Raw genomic sequence first — 17,660 nt, 5'->3', positions numbered from 1 at the left:
GGTTTAGAGGTTTGTTTCTTGAGGATTTTTGATGCCATCCCAGACCATCTGAGGGATGAGTTGGAGTTCTTGTTCGGCAAAAGATTTCTTTAATTTGAAATAGACCCGATAGCGAACCAGAGAAATCACACTCCCCATAACCATTACCGCAAGGATATTTGGACTCAGTGGTTTTAGTGTTTGGGAGTCCACGCCATCTTTGAAAAACTGAAACAGCCAGTCCCCCCAAGGATCCGGTCCTGATTGGACTTCGGGAGAATTGTAGGGACTGGAAATAAATTGCTCCAGGAATTTTTGGAATGCTGGCTTGTTCAAGTAAACCTGGATCAGATTATTCCAAAGTGCAAAAAACCGCTTTTGGAATGGATCAGAAGCATGGTCTTTAGCAGAAATTTCACTTAACAGGCCCGCTTTCACGTAGTGATAAAGCGCGACGATCAATTCATCTTTACTTTTGAAATAAGTATAAACTGTACCCGCTGCTACCCCGGCGTGCTTGGCCACAATACTCACTGGCGTGCCGTGAAAGCCATTTTCACGGATAAGCTCCAAAGCACTTTCTAAAATTAAAATCCGCTTGTCTTGGGTTTGATCCATCCTATTCTTGACTGAATGAACGTTCAATCAATAGTTTCTGGATAAAGTTCCTGACTGTGGGATTATTTGAGAAAATTTGATGGGATTCAGATTCTGGGTTGAAGCAAAAAGGACAGAATGGTACTAGACTTCAGTCCTGCCCCGATGCAGGCAAGCTTGGACCGTTTATTTTTTAACATTAAGAAATTAAGGGAATTAAGATTTTGAAATTGTATAGCCTGAAAAGTGAAACTAAGCCTTTGACCTGCACTTCTTAATTTTCTTCAGTCCCTTAATGGTTCAAGAGATTCCAGTCATTGAAAACACAAACCCTCCATGACGCAGTCTTCGGACTGCCGTGGAATTAGATGTCACTTTTTTTTTACCGCAAAGAAATAGAAAGTAACTAGTTCAGGGATTGAGATTGAACAGCTCTTCAATCCCTTCCTTCATTTCAATCCTTTTTGAAGGCACAGAGAAAAGCCAAAGCTTTTAAATAGAATTTCGGTCTTAAAACTCACACTAACTGAACTGTTTATTTTTTTAACATTAAGAAATTAAGGGTATTAAGATTTTGAAATTGTATAGCCTGAAAAGTAAAACTAAGCCTTTGACCTGCACTTCTTAATTTTCTTCAGTCCCTTAATGGTTCAAAAGATTCCAGTCATTGAAGACACAAACCCTCCATGATGCAGTCTTCAGACTGCCGTGGAATTAGATGTCACTTTTTTTTACCGCAAAGAAAAAGAAAGTAACCAGTTCAGGGATTAAGATTGAACATCTCTTCAATCCCTTCCTTCATTTCAATGCTTTTTGAAGGCACAGAGAAAAGCTAAAGCTTTTGTAACACTCGGTTCAAGACTTTGGATATGAACCATTTCAAATTGGAAAATTTAAAATGATTTGACCCAGACCTGCTTGAGGCAGACAGATGCGCAGATGAGATGAATAAAATCTGTGAATCTGCAGCATTCTAAAAACCCACTTCAAACCCGCTCAAGTATCTTTTCTTCGCTAAAAACAACCTGTTTTTTCTTGGACTTTTTCCTTCTCCCCCACCAAATCAAAAATCCGGTAACAGGCAGCGAAGCTATGATCGCACTGAGAAAAAAAGCCAGGGTTTTACCCGCCAGTCCACCGATCGCTCCCACATGAATATCGTAATTCATCCTTTGCAACTTGTCGCCAAAACTGGCTTCATGGAATCTATTCCAAACATGATCCACCGGCAATTCCTCCAAGGTATATTGATCAAAATAGCGATAGTCCATTTTCCATAAGGTCGAAGCATCAGGATTGGAATTGGCTGCGTAGGATCCATGCTCATAGTCCGGCGGGTGAACTTCGATCCATTCGGCATCGGGATATTCCGATCGCATTTTTAGCCAAACCTGATCGATCCCTGGCATTTCGCCGGAATACTGTTGGGTGGAATCAGAAAGTGGCGCGTAATATTCCACAAACTTATCCCCTCCTGTAGTCGCTGCGTAATACCCGTCTCGAAACCAGGTGAAGCCCCACACCAAGCCTGTCAAAGCAAAAACCAGGGCAAAAATCATCACATAAAATCCCAACACTTGGTGCAAGTCATAGTTCTTCCTTCTCCAGCGGGCATCCCAGCGGATTTTAAAGCTTTTCTCAGCTCCTTTTTTCTTTTTGGGCCACCACAGAATCAAACCCGAAATCACCATCAACAAAAAGATCAGCGTAAATGAGGCTACCACCGGCTGTCCGATTTCCGCAGGGAGCCAAAGGTAAAAATGCCCGTCAAGCACCAAACGAAAGAAATCAGCAAACTCATCTTTTACTTTCTGAACCTCTCCGGTAAACTGATTGACATAAACAAAATAATAGTAATGATCCTCAAAGCTGTAGTAAATAGCCTGAGCTGCACGATTTTCAACCTGAGGGTAAAGGATTCCATGCAGCTGCTTGCCCGGAAGTGCTACATCGGCCCTTTTCCAGATTTCCGAAGGAGGTAGGATGGTTTCTCCGGTTTTTTCCACAAATCGGTAAGGCTGAATTAGGTCCTGAATCTCCGATTGAAACGCATAAATACAGCCGGTAATAGCCACAATAAACACCACAAGCCCGGACGAAAGTCCGAGCCAGAGGTGAATTTTTCCTATCCAACGCTTGAGGTTCATTTAGAATCGGTAGTTAAAGCTGAGTGCCACATTTCTTAAATTCTGCGAAGTCACGGTAGACCAGCCGGAGAAATAGTATTCGTTGCTCAGGTTATTGACCTTAAATGCAAGTAAATACTGGCTGCTGGTGTAAGAGATCGCCGCGTTGAAAACTTGATATGCCGGAATGGTAAAGGTACCATTTGACCGGTTTAAGGTCAGGTGCTCGGAGGCTGCATTTCCACCGAAGCCAATCCCAAACCCTTTCAGACTTCCTGTAGGGATAGAGTAACTCGTCCAGAAATTGATCAATTCCTCTGGGCCGGCTTCCTCCGGTCTCAAACCCAAGTATCCGTTGACAGGATTGTCTTTGGTGACTTTCGCGGAATTATTTGAATAACCTGCAATCACACTCAATCCTTCGGCAGGAGATGCGATCAGCGAAAATTCAAAGCCCTTACTTTCTACCTCACCGGCCTGGAGGGTATTGTTGATGTTGTCCGGATCATTGATCAGGCGGTTTTTGACCCGAATATCATAGTAGCTGGCAGTGGCGGCGAGGCGATCATCCAACAAGTTGGCTTTCACACCAAATTCAAACTGATTTGCCTGCTCAGGATCAAAAGCCTGAAGCCGTGGGTTTGATCCGTCGACATTAGCCACCGTGCGCGGAGCGACATTTACGAATCCATTCATGTAGTTTGCAAAGACTGAAACTTTGTCCTCTATCGGCTGGTACACTACCCCAAGCTTAGGAGACAAGGCCGTCTGACTTTGCACCTCTTCTTCAATCCAATAATCGGTTTTCCCTTCAAATCGGTCCGCTCTCAGGCTGGCCAACACGGAAAGGTTTGAACGTAGGTTGATCACATCGGAGATGTATGCACTGATTACGGTGCTCTTTCCGGTGGAATTTCCTTCGAAAGAATTGCGGAGCAAATCATCCACCCCGGCGCGAGTCAAAACCCCCGAGTCACTTCCGTCGGAAAGTTTAACAGAACCGTTGGCTACCCAACCGGTGCTTCCGTTGAAAATGCTTTGGTCATAATAATCCAAGCCCACGATCATCCGGTTTCTGAATTGCCCGATGGTGAAATCTCCGATGAAATTCTGCTGAATGTCTGTAGTGTGGGTCTGTCCATTTCGGTCGGAGATAAAACGGGTGAAAGAATCCCCATCTCCGGCATCAAAAAGGTAGTGGTAGTACCCAGAAGTTTTGGTGGAACTTCTGGAAATCACCGTCTGTGAGGTCCAATTGGGATTAAGCTTGTAAAAAGCCTGTGCCTGGATGCCATAGCTGGGATTGCGGATACTCAGGTCATTTCCGGTGAAGGACCGTTCATAATTTGCCCGAAAGGGCGCAATGTTGTCAAATTTCAGGGTGGCATTTCGATTCAGGAAGATCATCGGTGCATTGACGGACTGCGCTTCCAAAAACTCCGTATTGATCAAAAAAGTAAGTCGCTCGGAAGCCTGAAACTTGAATGAGGGTGCAATGAAGAAAGAGCTTCTGTTTCCCGCATCCTGAAAAGTATTTTGGGACTGATAGGCAGTATTGACCCGAATGGCAGTCGCTTCACTCAATGGCACATTGACATCGGCAGTAAGGCGGTTCATCCCAAAACTTCCCGTAATGAATCCCACCTCGCCTTTGAATAAGTCAAATGGTTTTTTGGTGGTGATGTTGATCAATCCTCCATAAGAAATGACCGCACTACCGAAAAGTGTCCCGGATGGTCCCTTCACCACGTCAATGGTTTCGATATTGGCCGGATCAAGTGCGCTGTTATTGACATTTGGCATACCGTTGACCAAGGTAGGCTGTATCGAAAAACCCCGCATGGAATAATATTCGGCACCATCCCCTCCGCGTCCGGTAGATTCCCAAAGTCGGGTAACTCCTGTGGCATTTTTCATAGCATCATTCATGCTGGTAGCCACTTGCTCGCGTAGTAGTCTACCGGAGATTGAATGATATACCTGAGGGTTTTCCAGATCCCGAAGGGGCAGTTTTCCTACCGTAAAGCTGGAGTCAGAATAAAATCGATTGGAAGAAAAATCAGTAACGACGACTTCCGAAAGGTCAGTGGAACTTTCCTTTACCGAGAAATTGAGTGTAGCAGTTTCCCCAGCACTGATCGTGATGCTGGCTTCCTGCTTTTCGAGCCCTACAAAAGAGGCGAAAACGGTATAAGTGCCAGCTTCTACATTTTTGATTTCATACCGACCATATCGGTCTGTAGTAGCACCTTTAGATTGGCCTTTGATTCCGACATTGACAAACTCCAGGGGTTGATTGTCAGCTGTGGTCACTTGGCCTTTGAGGATGGCGTTTTGTGCATGGCTCAAGATCGTAATCAGAGCAAAAGCGAGTGTAAGCAGTATAGGTTTGCGGTTCATTTGATTGAAAATTCCTTTGATGACGCAAACCTATTAATTAGATCAATTCTAAACAAATTATTTAGAATTGATCTGAATAATAAGTTGATATTTTTTTATAAAACCCGAAGCAAGGCTTCCTTTCGTCTGGAGGCTACTTCCACCTCAGCCCCATCTTTGAGGATCAAAAAACCGCCCTTACCCTTATTGTAAAACTTGACCTCCCGAAGGTTGACCAGGTGGGAATTATGGACTCGAAAAAAACCATGAACTGCCAGAATTGACTCATATTCCTTGAGCGTCTTAGCCACGGTGAGCTTTCTTCCGTCCTTGAGGAAAATATGCGTATAATTCACATCGGCCTGACAGCGGATAATCTCCTCAGGAGTCACATATTCCTGTCCAAAAAGTGTCGGAAGTCCGATTTTTGGTGGCACTTTATCCTTTTTTAAGTCCAAAATCAAATCCATCATCTGTCTGATTGAATCTGAACCCGAAAGGCTTTTTTCCACTTTTTGAATGGCTTCAGCCAGCTCTGTTTGATCGATGGGTTTAAGCAGGTAATCCAAAGCCGACACTTTGATCGCCTTCAGTGCATATTCCTGATGAGCGGTGGTAAAAATCACCTTGAAGTCAATTTTCGGGAGTTGGCTCATCAACTCAAATGCCGTCTGGTCTTTGATTTCCACATCAAAAAACACCAGATCAGGCGTGTTTTTGCCCAAATACTCAAGAACTTCATCCGGAGTTTTCAGCCATTTATCAACGGTAATCTGCCGGGAGTGATTCTTTCCCAATAAAATCAGAAGTCGCTCAGCACTATGAGGCTCATCTTCGACGATAACACAATGCATCATAGGGTTGGGACAGAATTAGGTTGAGAAAGTGTCAGTCGGACTTCAAATCCGGGAGAAAGGTTCTCCCAAAAAATACTCCATGGCGAATTTTTACTGCCCAAGTTTAAGGTTTCCAGGCGATTTTTCACCAGGTTCATTCCCATGGATTGGTGCTTTTCAGGAATTTCGACAAACTCCTTCATTCCCGAACCGTTATCCCGCAACACCAAAAGACAGGAGTTTTCCTGCTGATGGACTTTGAGCGTAATCAAGCCGGATTCTTGAATATGGGCGATTCCATGCCAGATGCTATTTTCGACCAAAGGCTGCAATAACAAAGGAGGAATCATCAAACGTGTTTGGTCCACACCTTCGCCAATTTGAATTTCAAAATCCACTTCCTTTCCCAAGCGCATTGCTTCGATGGATATGTAATCCTGAAGCAGGCTTATTTCTTCACTCAGCGAAATCTCCTTGACTTCCGAATATTCCAGAATTCTCCGAATCAAACGGGAAAATCGCGTAAGATATCGGTCGGCTTCTTCAGCTTGATTTTTGAGTAAAAAGTTACTGATCGAACTCAGTGCATTAAAGATAAAATGCGGATTCATTTGCGCTTTGAGCGCTTTCAGTTCGAGCTCAGCCATCTGTGCCCTAAATTCAGATTCCAGCTTCAGTCGCTTATTCTTCGCCTGATATCGGAAGCCCCAAAACACCCCACCACCAATCAGCAAGACTACTCCGATGCCAATCAGATAAAGGCTAGCTCTCAGCCGTTCACTTTCCTTCTCTAATTGAAGCAACTGTTTTTCTGACTCAAACTCGGCGGTCAATTTCTTTTCTCGCGTTTCAAATTCATAGCCGATCCGTAAACTGAGCAGCTTTTTCTCATTTTCATTATTGAAAATACTGTCCTGAAAAGCCTGGAAATTCTGGTATGCCTCCAGAGAAGCCCTGTACGCTCCTCGTGCCTTTTGAGTTTCGGCCAGAGCCTTCCAAGCAGAACGCTGTGCCTCCAAAGACTCCGTTTCCTGTGCCAGAGTAAGTGCTTTTTGCTCCAATTCAAGTGCTTTTGACAGATTTTCTAAGGAAAATCCTCCTTTTTCAAGACTGGCCAACTGGAGCAGTACAGTGGACAAAGCCAATTTTTCACCAATTCCTGAATAGAAGTTGGCAGCGCTATCCAAGTAGCTTTTAGCTTTAACAAAATCCTTAATCTCCGCAAAAAGACTCCCCAAAGCTGTAAAGTCCGAGGCAATCCTTCGCTTGTTGCCGATTTCTTTGTTCAGCTTCAGTGCATCAAAAAACAAATTCTCCGCTTCTTCATTTTTACCCTGAATTTGAAGGATCGCACCCAGATTCCCCATAGAACTGGCTTCCATCTGCTTGTATCCTTCTTTTCGATAGTGTTCGATTGCTTTACGGTGATAAGCTTCAGAATCCTCAAGTTCATTCAGATTCTTGTAAACCAGGCCGAGATTGGTGAAGAGATTTCCCCTTTCCCAAGTATCAGATTCTTCGGTTTGGCTGAGTGCCTTCAGGAAATACTCCAAAGCCTTGGGATAGTCCGCCAAAGCCAGAAACACGACACCGGTATTCATTTGACTATTCAGGATATTCTTTCTCAAGCCCAATTCCTGAAAAATAACCGTTGCATTTTCGTGATTTTCGAGTGCACCCCGGTAATCTCCCTGATTGTATCTGATCAAAGCGATATTATTGGTGGCGCTGGCCTGACCCTTACGGTTACCGGTTTTTTGATGAGCTGCAAGTACTGTCTGATAAGCCTGAAGCGCCAGGGAGTCCTCTCCCTGATACCAATAGTTTACCCCCTTATTATTTACTGCTGTAGTGGCCCGGGCTTCCCATCCCAGACCCTTTGCTAGAGAAAAAGCCGAATCTGAGTAGCTAAGACCAATTTTTGGATCAATCCCAGCGTAGTAAAATGAGAGATCATTAAAAATATCCACCCGGGAACTATCAGGCAGGCCGGATTTTCTCAGTTCAATTTGGAGTGAGTCAATTTGCTTTTGACTCCAAGCAGGAGAAACAAAAAGTATCAGAAGGATAAAAAAAGGCAATGACTTCATCGGCAGGAAAATAGACATCAAAAATTTAGGGAAATTTTACAGAAAATGACCAATAAACAACAGGAAATAAGGGAAATACCACGGTAAATAAATCAGGAAAGCAAAATCATAGGACAAAAAATAACTTCCCTTGAAAAATCTTATTCCTATGAAAAATTTCAACTATTTATTCATTGTACTGATCCTATTGAGCACGGGCTCTGCATGGTCACAATCTTTTGAAAAAGGCACCAAAGTTGCCTCTTTGGGAATCGGCATCGGCAGCTCATTGGGTAGTTTTGACTACAGCACCCAAATACCGGGGATAAGCCTGATGTATGAACAGGGAATTGCAGAGGCCGGAAATGTCGGAATAATAGGTCTAGGTGGCTATGTAGGCTACAAAAGTTTCAGCTTGGAGACCAATTCAGGAACCCTCGAATCCAAATCCAAGTGGAATTATACCATCATTGGGGTCAGAGGGATCATGCATTTTACGGGGATCGATAAAGAAAATCTAGACCTCTATGCCGGATTGATGGCAAGCTACAACTTACTTAACTACAGCTACGAGGATAATTCAGGCTTTAATAGCGGCAACACAGGAAACTTTGGAAATGCAGCAGGTTTGACCCTTTTTGCAGGAGCCAGGTATTATTTCAGTGACAATTTGGCCGCTTTTGCTGAATTGGGTTACGGCGTGGCCTATCTCAACCTGGGGATTTCTTTGAAATTCTGAAACGAGTTCAGGGGGTCAGGTTTACCAGTTTGATGCTGAACTGACCCTCTGAGATACTCCGCTCCTGATTACCAATACCAGAGGTAGTGACCGGACCGATCAAAATCGCTGTAAAAGTCCCCTCTGCCCAATCGTTGGTGATTTTGGTAAACCGAACGGTCGCATCATTTTTGACCTCAATATTCGGGAGATTTTGCTTTAACAAAACAGCATTATACAATTGTCCCTGTTCATCTGAATAAGTAAAATTGATCCGGGCTATTGCTGCTCCCCGATAGGAAACGGACTGTTGCATCTGATAATCCACATTTGTTTCGAAGATTTTTTCATTCCAGACATTAAACTGTACAAAATTACTTGTGCCGGTACTTCCGGGTCCTAAGACCTGAAGAATGGCATTGTACGCCGGACCATTGGAATCAAAGCTGAAGGACATCGGTGTCATTGGGTTGGCTTTGAATTCCTTTTGAACTCCATCCACTTTGAATCGGATAAAGCCTTCGGTCTGTGGCTGTTGATCTTCTGTTGAATTGCCACAGGAAAACACGAACAATGACAATAACCAAAGGGCGGAAAATTTGAAAAACCTGCTCATCGTTTTTTCCGGAAAAGCTAAAAAGAGACCGGATAAAATGAATCACCGACTTATTCAGCGACTTGAAAAACCTATTTTTTGAATCAAATCTTGATTTATTTGAAATACTTCTAAAGCCAACTTTTTAAAAAATAGCATCAAGACCACCATCCCCAAGGACTTTATTTCGAATAATAAAAATAGTGTTTGTTTAAATTTCATTATTCTCTAGTCACCTTTTATAAAATATTTTAATAAGTTGAAATTATATTAGGGTATTTTAAAAATTTACAAAACTTTATTCAGGGGTTTTTCGAATAAATTTCTAAAACTTATTGAATTAGCTGCTAAACCCATGCAACCCTCTTGACCAAACTTGCATCTACCTAATTAACGAATATAAACTATCTCAAACTGAAAAAAACTGAGTGCCCCAACCCATCCCCTTCTACCAATCCACTACTAAACCACAAAACTATGAAAACGAACTTTGGTACCCGCTGGTTAGGCTTCTTCACCCTGGGAATTGTCATGCTTTCAAGCATGATTTCCCCTCAGAAAGCTGAAGCAACTATCAACCGAGGTGTAAGCTTTCAGATATTCTACGATGAACTTGCCCCCTATGGGGACTGGGTCAGAGATGCCCGATACGGCTACATTTGGTTGCCGGCAGTAGAGCATGGATTTCATCCCTACGGCACCCAAGGTCACTGGGTAATGACCGAGTTCGGCAACACTTGGGTTTCCTATTACGATTGGGGCTGGGCACCATTCCACTACGGACGTTGGTACTTTGACGACTACTTCCAAAGCTGGGCTTGGATTCCCGGTTACGAATGGGGACCGGCTTGGGTGAATTGGAGAACAGGCGGTGGCTACTATGGCTGGGCGCCTTTGGGTCCGGGTGCATTTATCAATGTCAGAATAAATATCCCTGTCTTCCACTGGGTATTTCTCCCAAGACACCGAATCTATCATCGCTATGCCTATCAATATTATGCACCTTACCGCACCCGTGTGAAAATCTATAATAATACCACGGTCATCAACAATACCTACGTCTACAATAATCAGACTTATGTGACCGGACCTTCGCGAAGAGAATTACAGCAAGTCACACGAAGTAATGTACCGGTGTATCAAGTCAGAAATACAGATGCCCCAGGCAGAGCTTCGGTTTCCCAAAACTCGCTGAACTTGTACAGACCTGAAATTCAGAATTCCAGAGGAACAAGTGTTGGTTCAAGACCTTCCAGAGTATTGGAAGCTGAGCAGGCAAAAAGCGCCAGAAGCAGTAGAGAATTGAACGCTATTGCTCCGTCTCGAAACTCATCTGTTGGATCTGGTTCGACGGGAAGAACACTGGAATCCCCAAGAAGAGCTGCGCAAAACTCAGATCTCACGACTGGAAGAACTTCCCCAAGCAAATCTGCCAGGCCGTCGGCAAATGAGGGATCAGATAGACCAAAAGTGACACCCATGCCCAATGACTCGAGAATCAGAAGCACCGCTCCTGCTCAGATTCAAAGGACAGAGACTCGTCAGACCGTACCGCCAAGATCTTCTGATAGGAGAATCACTCCAACTATGAATCAGCGAACCACTGCTCCGGCAAGTCGCTCAGGGAATGAAAGGAATTGGGTGGAATCGAGAAGACAACAGCCTGCGCCAAACCGTGGTACTGTGCAGCAGTCCAGACCTGCACAGGCTCCGGCGAGGGTCCAAGCTCCTGCCAGAATGCAGGCTCCCAAATCTCAGGCTCCACAGATGAGAAGTAGCCAGCCATCTCGAAGCCAAGTTTCTCAGCCGACAAGATTGCAGCAAAGCCGCTCCTCATCTCCTCAGATAAAATCCTCTGCACCGGCCAGGCAATCTGCGCCTGCCCCGCAAAGTAGAAGTAACAGCACACCGATCAGAAGTGGCGGCAGAGGAAATTAAAGATTAAACTAAACCAATTATTACCAAGGCATGGATTCGAAAGGATTCATGCCTTTTTTATACTTTCTTTTCTGATTTTTTAAAACTTTAAGAAAATTTAGAGCATTAAGAGCCATCCATCTTTACGCGGCGAAACTGGCAATCCTTAATGCCCTAAATGCCCCAATGGCAAAATAATTAGGACTCGGAAAATCACCGGACATCGGTCATCCGACATCGGACAAATTTTCTTCTGAATTCTTTCGTCTTTTCTATATCTTATGAATCCAAAACCACCGCTTTACAATGAAAAAGATATTTTCCTTTTTGCTGCTACTCAGCAGCCTCACCTCCTATTCCCAAACCTTCGATTCTTCTCTTCCATTAAAATACCGAAACATCGGCCCTTTTCGCGGCGGTCGATCGGTAGCAGCCACCGGGGTTGTCAATGATCCGCTGACCTACTACTTCGGCACCACCGGAGGGGGACTCTGGAAAACCTCGGATGCAGGACAGCATTGGGAAAATATTTCCGACGGATTTTTCACCACAGGTTCGGTTGGCGCTGTCGCAGTCGCCGAAAGCAATCCCAACGTTATCTACGTCGGCATGGGTGAGCATGCCCCACGCGGCGTCATGACCTCGTATGGAGATGGTGTCTACAAATCCACCGATGCAGGCAAAACCTGGAAAAAACTTGGCTTGGAGAAAACCCAACATATCTCCCGAATTCAAATTCATCCAACCAATCCCGATGTGCTTTTTGTCGCAGCTCAAGGCGCTCTTCACGCTCCCAATGAGGATCGTGGCGTTTACAAATCCATCGATGGTGGTGCAACTTGGGAAAAAGTCCTCTTTGTAGACAACATGACCGGCGCGGTGGAACTTTCCATGGATATGAACTATCCCGAGATCCTCTACGCTGCCATGTGGGAACATCAGCGATTCCCCTGGCAGGTGAAGTCCGGCGGTCCGGGCTCCGGACTCTACAAGTCCATTGACTCGGGAAAAACCTGGAAGAAAATCCACAAAGGCTTGCCCGAGGAAAAAGGAAAAATGGCCATCTCCGTCTCCAGAGCCAATTCAAATAAAGTCTATGCCCTGGTGGAAAGTGATACCGAAAAGGATTTGGGTGGACTATTCGTGTCCACTGATGCAGGAGAAAGCTGGACGCTCATCAACAAAAGCAATCGGCTTACCCAGCGGGCTTGGTACTACATCGAGGTTTTTGCCGATCCGATCAACGAGCACAAAGTCTATGTGCAAAGCGCTCCATTCTTAGTATCTATTGATGGAGGCAAAACTTTCGAGGACATCGACGGCCCGCACGGGGACTATCACGATCTCTGGATCAACCCCAAAAACGCCAACAATATGATCCTCGCCGATGACGGTGGTGGATCTATTTCCTTCAACGGCGGTAAAACCTGGTCTACTCAAAGCAATATGCCAACTGCACAGATGTACCGGATAAACACAGACAATAAATTTCCCTATCGCATCTACGGCGGTCAGCAGGATAATACTTCTGTCGTAATATCAAGCATGGCTTTGGGTCGCGGAGGCATCACGCAGGAGCATTGGAATTATTCCGCAGGTGGAGAAAGCGCCTTCTTGGCTTTCGATCCGGATGATCCGAGATATGTGCTTGGAGGAAGCTATCAGGGCACGATCGAAGTGCTCGATATGGAAACACAGGGCTCGACCAACATCATGGCCGCCCCTATTCAATACCTTGGCATGGATGCCAAAGACATGAAGTACCGCTTCAACTGGAACGCACCCATCATTTGGTCACAGTACGAACCCAATACCTATTACCATGGGGCACAGGTTCTGCTTAAAACTCAGGATTGGGGCAAAACCTGGACGGAGGTCTCTCCTGATCTGACCCGAAATGAAAAGGAAAAGCAGGGAAAAGGCGGCGTGCCTTACACCAATGAAGCCGTAGGTGCGGAGAACTATGGCACCATTGCCTATGTAATGGAAAGCCCTCATGAAAAAGGTGTAATCTGGACAGGAAGTGATGACGGACTTGTGCATCTTACCCGAGACGGAGGAAAAACCTGGACCAATGTCACGCCAAAAGGCCTTGCCGAATGCTTGGTCAATGCGATAGAAGTATCTCCACATGATCCAGCCACGGCCTATATCGCCACCACCCGATACAAATTCAACGATTACACCCCGGGGATCTACAAGACCACCGACTACGGAAAGACCTGGACCAATAGCTCCAAAGGCATTCCTTACGGCGCCTTTACCCGAGTGGTACGGGAAGATACCAAGGTTAAAAACTTACTTTTCGCCGGTACCGAAACCGGCATATACCTCTCCAAAGACGGCGGTGCCAACTGGAATCCCTTCCAACTCAACCTCCCGCTCACTCCGATTACCGATCTGAAAATAGCCCATGATGATCTGATCGTGGCGACTGCCGGACGATCCTATTGGATTCTCGACGAACTCAATGCCGTCCGTGAACTCCAGCCAAAAGTGGACCAAATCACGCTCTACACTCCGGAAATCGCACTTTTGGGCAACTGGTACTCCAGCATGAATGGAGGAAATCTGGATGGATTCACTGGCACGCACCCATTCCAAGGACACAACCCCGCCAATGGCATGGTGATCTACTATCACTTGCCGGAGAAATTTGCAGATAGTACCGAACTGACATTGGAGGTCTTGGATTCCAATGGCAATCTTGTGCGAATGATCAGTTCCAAAAAGGACACGGACTTTACCCCTTGGGATGGAGGACCAGCTCCGGAGCCTACAATTTCCACCCGTAAAGGCCTCAACCGATTCGTCTGGAACCTGCGCTATCCCACCGTACCCGGAGTGAAGGACGCCTACATCGAATCAAACTATGCGGGCCACAAAGCCATTCCCGGCACCTACACGCTTCGTCTCAGCGGAGGAGGAATTACAGCTGAAGCCAAAGGAGAGATCAAAGACATTCCGGGGTACAATCTGACCCCAGCCGATTATCAAGCCTACCACGAATGGATGAGTCAGCTGGAAGCCGAAGTGACTACCATGCACGAAACGGTCAATAAAGCCAAAGCATACCAGGATCAAGTGGCCGAACTGCTGAAAAAACTGGAAGGCAAAGCGGAGTATGCCGACCTGAAAAAAGAAGGTGAAAAACTGCTGAAGGAACTCAAGGCTTGGGATGAAGACATGGTACAGCGCAAGTCCACCGCCTACGACGACGTGGAAAACTTCCCCAACAAGTTCACCGCCAACTTTATGTTTATGATGAACCATGGCGAAAGCAGCATTCCAAAAATCAACGAAGGCACCAAAGCCCGCTATGCTGAGCTGATAGACCAGTGGAAACCGCTGGAAACAGAAGGAAAAAGACTGATCGAAACAGCCATTCCGGCATTTAATAAGCTGGCAGGTGAAAAGGGAGTTGGGGTGTTGTTTGTGAAATAGGTAAAAAAAACAGGAAATTAACTCAAGCTTAATGTTTTGGAGCTTAAGCTTGAGTTCAAAACATTTTTAATTCGCAATCACTTGTTGTCCGAATGGACAACTTTTTATAACTATGTAACGTATGAGAGAGATAAAAATCCGGATTATCACTTTCTACAAAGACTATTTCGGTGAATTCTATAAAAATCAGAATCTGAAGGTTAAAGAAAAGATTCTCTGGACATTTAGAATTATCGAAACCCAAAAGCAAATCCCGACTGATTACTTCAAACATTTGGAAGGAACGGAAGGACTTTATGAAATCCGAATCCAACAAGGAAGCGACATATTTCGAATTTTCAGCTTCTTCGATGAAGGGAGATTAATTGTTCTGGCAAATGGGTTTCAAAAAAAGTCACAGAAGACTCCCAAATCTGAAATTGAAAAAGCACTTCGAATCAAAAAAGAATATGAGCAAGAAAGATAATCTCAAAACCCTCGATCAATTCATTGAAGAAGAATTTGGTCCAGAAGGAACCCCCGACCGGCAAGCATTTGAAAAGGGTTATGAAGCTTTCAAAATCGGGTTTCTAATCCAACAGGCCCGAATAAAAAAAGGAATGACTCAAGAAGAACTCGCAGAAAAATGCGGAACCAACAAGGGCTACATTTCAAGGATAGAAAATAATTTAAAGGAAGTCCGTCTATCGACACTTCAAAAAATTGTCGAACGCGGATTAGGCGGACAACTTGAACTTTCAATCAAACTTTAAACAAGGCTTTTGGCAAAACACCTAAACAAATTTACCGCCAACTTTATGTTTATGATGAACCATGGGGAAAGTAGTATTCCCAAGATCAACGAAGGCACCAAAGCCCGCTATACCGAACTGATGGAACAATGGAAACCACTTGAAACAGAAGGCAAAAGACTGATCGAAACAGCAGTTCCGGCATTTAATAAGTTGGCAAGTGAGAAGGGGATTGGGGTGTTGTTTGTGAAGTAATTTGATAATTTAACCAATTATAAAAAAGGTAGGGATATAAAGGTGGAATTGAACTTCAAAAATACAGAGAAGAATCGTTGCCAAGCGGAGTAACCAAACTAATTATAGATCCTAACTATGAAACCCCTTCTTTTTCTCTTTCTTTTTATTTCCTTTTCAAACCTAAGTTTAGGTCAAGATCGGAAAAGCCTGAATGTTTCAATTGGAATTGGGCCTAATGAATCCTCTGATATTGGATTACGTTTTCAAAAAAATCAAATGCAATATGGCATTGGAATCGGTACAGTCTTCGCTCAAAGAAGAGGAACTAATAGGCCTGAGATTTTTACCGGTGAATTTTTTTATCACTTTGCCGGAAAGGCCGAACTCAGTACGAGAAAGCCATGGTATTTAAGGAATGGTTTGGTTTTGTACAAGGACGAAACATCCAGCTTAAGAACTTTGACATGGCTATTTAATTCGAGAATTGGTAGAGATTTTAATGTTTCGAAAAGAATCGGAATTAGCCTTGACGCAGGAATAATAACGAGAATTAGAAGTAGAAGTAAAGAAATTGGACCCAATCCACAATACAATGATGAAATTGTATTTCCAATTTTTCCAAGTGCCGGGCTTAGTTTGTGGTATCGTATTTATTAGAACTGTTTTTTCTAACTGTTTGAACGATGGTCTAGGCGTTTGGTGTCACACTCCCATCTGAGTGTAGTGTGGCGCTGGACTGAGCGTAGATTGCCCGCCTTGCACGCTAGCCTCTCACTAAAAAGCTTCACTTAAGCTTTTTTGACGCTTAATCCTGCCTTTATATCAAAACGAATCTGTAATTCGATACAACCATTCCAAATGACTAGTTGACTAACCCAATTGGGAATTCAGCTCCGAAGGAGCCTAACCATTCATGACCGAGGGTGCAGCCCGTGGTAAAAGCATTAATTCACAGGACTATAGCCCCGTAGGGGTGAAACTTATTACTTACTTTCATAGAATCATCCCTTCGGGACTCTCAAGATTTACCATCAACTTTACCCCCGGCTCCTTTCAGTCACCGGAGGTCATGAAAGGTCACAATCCTTCGGATTTTCTCTAAAGTCAAAGTACCATCAAACCTCTTGCGCATTGATGACTTAGCTCCGAAGGAGCCTAACCATTCTTGACCGCGGGTGAAGCCCGTGGCAACAGCATTAAGTCACAGGACTATAGCCCCGTAGGGGTGAAACTTATTACTTACTTTCATAGAATCATCCCTTCGGGACTCTCAAGATTTACCATCAACTTTACCTCCGGCTCCTTTCAGTCACCGGAGGTCATGAAAGGTCACAATCCTTCGGATTTTCTCTAAGTCAAAGTACCATCAAACCTCTTGCGCATTGATGACTTAGCTCCGAAGGAGCCTAACCATTCTTGACCGAGGGTGCAGCCCGTGGTAAAAGCATTAATTCACAGGACTATAGCCCCGTAGGGGTGAAACTTATCACTTACTTTCATAGAATCACCCCTTCGAGGCTCTCAAGACTTACTATCAACTTTACCTCTGGCTCCTTTTAGTCACCAGAGGTCATGAAAAGTCATAATCCTTCGGATTTTCTCTAAAGTCAAAGTACCATCAAACCTCTTGTGCATTGATGACTCAGCTCAAAAGTAGCCTAACCATTCATGACCGCGGGTACAGCCCGTAGTAAAAGCACTAAGCAAAGGACTATAGCCCCGTAGGGGTGAAATTCTTTTCCTTTCTCTCCCAACTTTTTGTAAATTCAATTCAATAAGGAATCAATTTTCATGAGTTCGTACCGGCAGTTATTCTACCATCTCGTTTTTCATACTAAAGGAGCCGAAAAAACGATTAATGATCTTCATTGTAAAGAAGTATACAATTATATCTGGGGAATTGTAAAGAACAAAAATTCAAAACTTTTTCAAATAAACGGAATTGAAGACCACATTCACATGCTGGTTGACATTCACCCTACTTTCTCTGTTTCTGACTTTGTACGAGATGTAAAATCCTACTCCAGCGGTT

14 protein-coding genes are annotated in these 17,660 nt (G+C 44.3%); 8 read left to right on the top strand and 6 right to left on the bottom strand.

The genetic code is table 11. The features are described from left to right. Nucleotides 1-3: 3 nt before the first annotated feature. From C4S61_RS17490 to C4S61_RS17470, 5 genes are all read right to left on the bottom strand, one after another. Nucleotides 4-597: a TetR/AcrR family transcriptional regulator gene (locus tag C4S61_RS17490; RefSeq protein ID WP_103926095.1), complete on the bottom strand. Its 594-nt coding sequence runs from the start codon at nucleotides 595-597 to the stop codon at nucleotides 4-6. Nucleotides 598-1,562: 965 nt separating this feature from the next. Beyond that, entirely contained in the window at nucleotides 1,563-2,723 is a 1,161-nt protein-coding gene (locus C4S61_RS17485; RefSeq protein ID WP_103926094.1) for a PepSY-associated TM helix domain-containing protein, read from the bottom strand. Further along, entirely contained in the window at nucleotides 2,724-5,102 is a 2,379-nt protein-coding gene (locus tag C4S61_RS17480) for a TonB-dependent receptor (protein WP_103926093.1), read from the bottom strand. It lies immediately after the preceding gene. A gap of 95 nt (nucleotides 5,103-5,197) precedes the next feature. Beyond that, entirely contained in the window at nucleotides 5,198-5,938 is a 741-nt protein-coding gene (locus C4S61_RS17475; protein WP_103926092.1) for a LytR/AlgR family response regulator transcription factor, read from the bottom strand. Beyond that, complete coding sequence (locus C4S61_RS17470; protein ID WP_103926091.1) at nucleotides 5,935-8,025, bottom strand: tetratricopeptide repeat-containing sensor histidine kinase; 2,091 nt, start codon at nucleotides 8,023-8,025, stop codon at nucleotides 5,935-5,937. Before C4S61_RS17470 ends, C4S61_RS17475 begins: the two co-directional genes overlap by 4 nt. A gap of 130 nt (nucleotides 8,026-8,155) precedes the next feature. Between C4S61_RS17470 and C4S61_RS17465 the strand changes: the two genes are divergently transcribed. Then, a complete protein-coding gene (locus C4S61_RS17465; RefSeq protein WP_103926090.1) occupies nucleotides 8,156-8,725 on the top strand; it encodes a hypothetical protein in 570 nt (189 codons plus the stop codon). A gap of 7 nt (nucleotides 8,726-8,732) precedes the next feature. Here the strand turns inward: C4S61_RS17465 and C4S61_RS17460 are convergent, their stop codons facing one another. Beyond that, entirely contained in the window at nucleotides 8,733-9,320 is a 588-nt protein-coding gene (locus C4S61_RS17460; RefSeq protein ID WP_103926089.1) for a hypothetical protein, read from the bottom strand. A 456-nt stretch (nucleotides 9,321-9,776) separates the two neighbouring features. Here C4S61_RS17460 and C4S61_RS17455 point away from each other — a divergent pair, with 456 nt between their 5' ends. The 7 genes from C4S61_RS17455 to tnpA form a co-directional block, all read left to right on the top strand. After that, nucleotides 9,777-11,237 (top strand): DUF6600 domain-containing protein, encoded by a 1,461-nt coding sequence (locus C4S61_RS17455; protein WP_103926088.1) that lies wholly within the window; start codon nucleotides 9,777-9,779, stop codon nucleotides 11,235-11,237. 285 nt (nucleotides 11,238-11,522) lie between these two features. Continuing rightward, entirely contained in the window at nucleotides 11,523-14,660 is a 3,138-nt protein-coding gene (locus C4S61_RS17450) for a WD40/YVTN/BNR-like repeat-containing protein (RefSeq protein WP_103926087.1), read from the top strand. Between the two features lie 121 nt (nucleotides 14,661-14,781). Further along, on the top strand, nucleotides 14,782-15,126 hold the full coding sequence (locus tag C4S61_RS17445; RefSeq protein ID WP_103926086.1) for a type II toxin-antitoxin system RelE/ParE family toxin: 345 nt from the start codon (nucleotides 14,782-14,784) through the stop codon (nucleotides 15,124-15,126). After that, a complete protein-coding gene (locus C4S61_RS17440; RefSeq protein WP_103926085.1) occupies nucleotides 15,110-15,412 on the top strand; it encodes a helix-turn-helix domain-containing protein in 303 nt (100 codons plus the stop codon). The genes C4S61_RS17445 and C4S61_RS17440 overlap by 17 nt, the downstream gene beginning before the upstream one ends. Nucleotides 15,413-15,421: 9 nt before the next feature. Beyond that, nucleotides 15,422-15,646, top strand: coding sequence for a hypothetical protein (locus tag C4S61_RS17435; protein ID WP_146064435.1), 225 nt, complete (start codon nucleotides 15,422-15,424; stop codon nucleotides 15,644-15,646). Between the two features lie 117 nt (nucleotides 15,647-15,763). Continuing rightward, a complete protein-coding gene (locus C4S61_RS17430; protein ID WP_103926083.1) occupies nucleotides 15,764-16,285 on the top strand; it encodes a hypothetical protein in 522 nt (173 codons plus the stop codon). Nucleotides 16,286-17,419: 1,134 nt separating this feature from the next. After that, nucleotides 17,420-17,660, top strand: a 241-nt coding sequence (tnpA, locus tag C4S61_RS17420) for an IS200/IS605 family transposase (protein ID WP_200820614.1), incomplete at its 3' end; no start/stop codon positions are given.

This window comes from Algoriphagus boritolerans DSM 17298 = JCM 18970 (genome assembly GCF_900108085.1).
GTDB classification, from domain to species: Bacteria; Bacteroidota; Bacteroidia; order Cytophagales; family Cyclobacteriaceae; genus Algoriphagus; species Algoriphagus boritolerans.
Note: the sequence above shows the minus strand (reverse complement) of the source record. Positions and strands in the feature narration are given on the sequence as shown.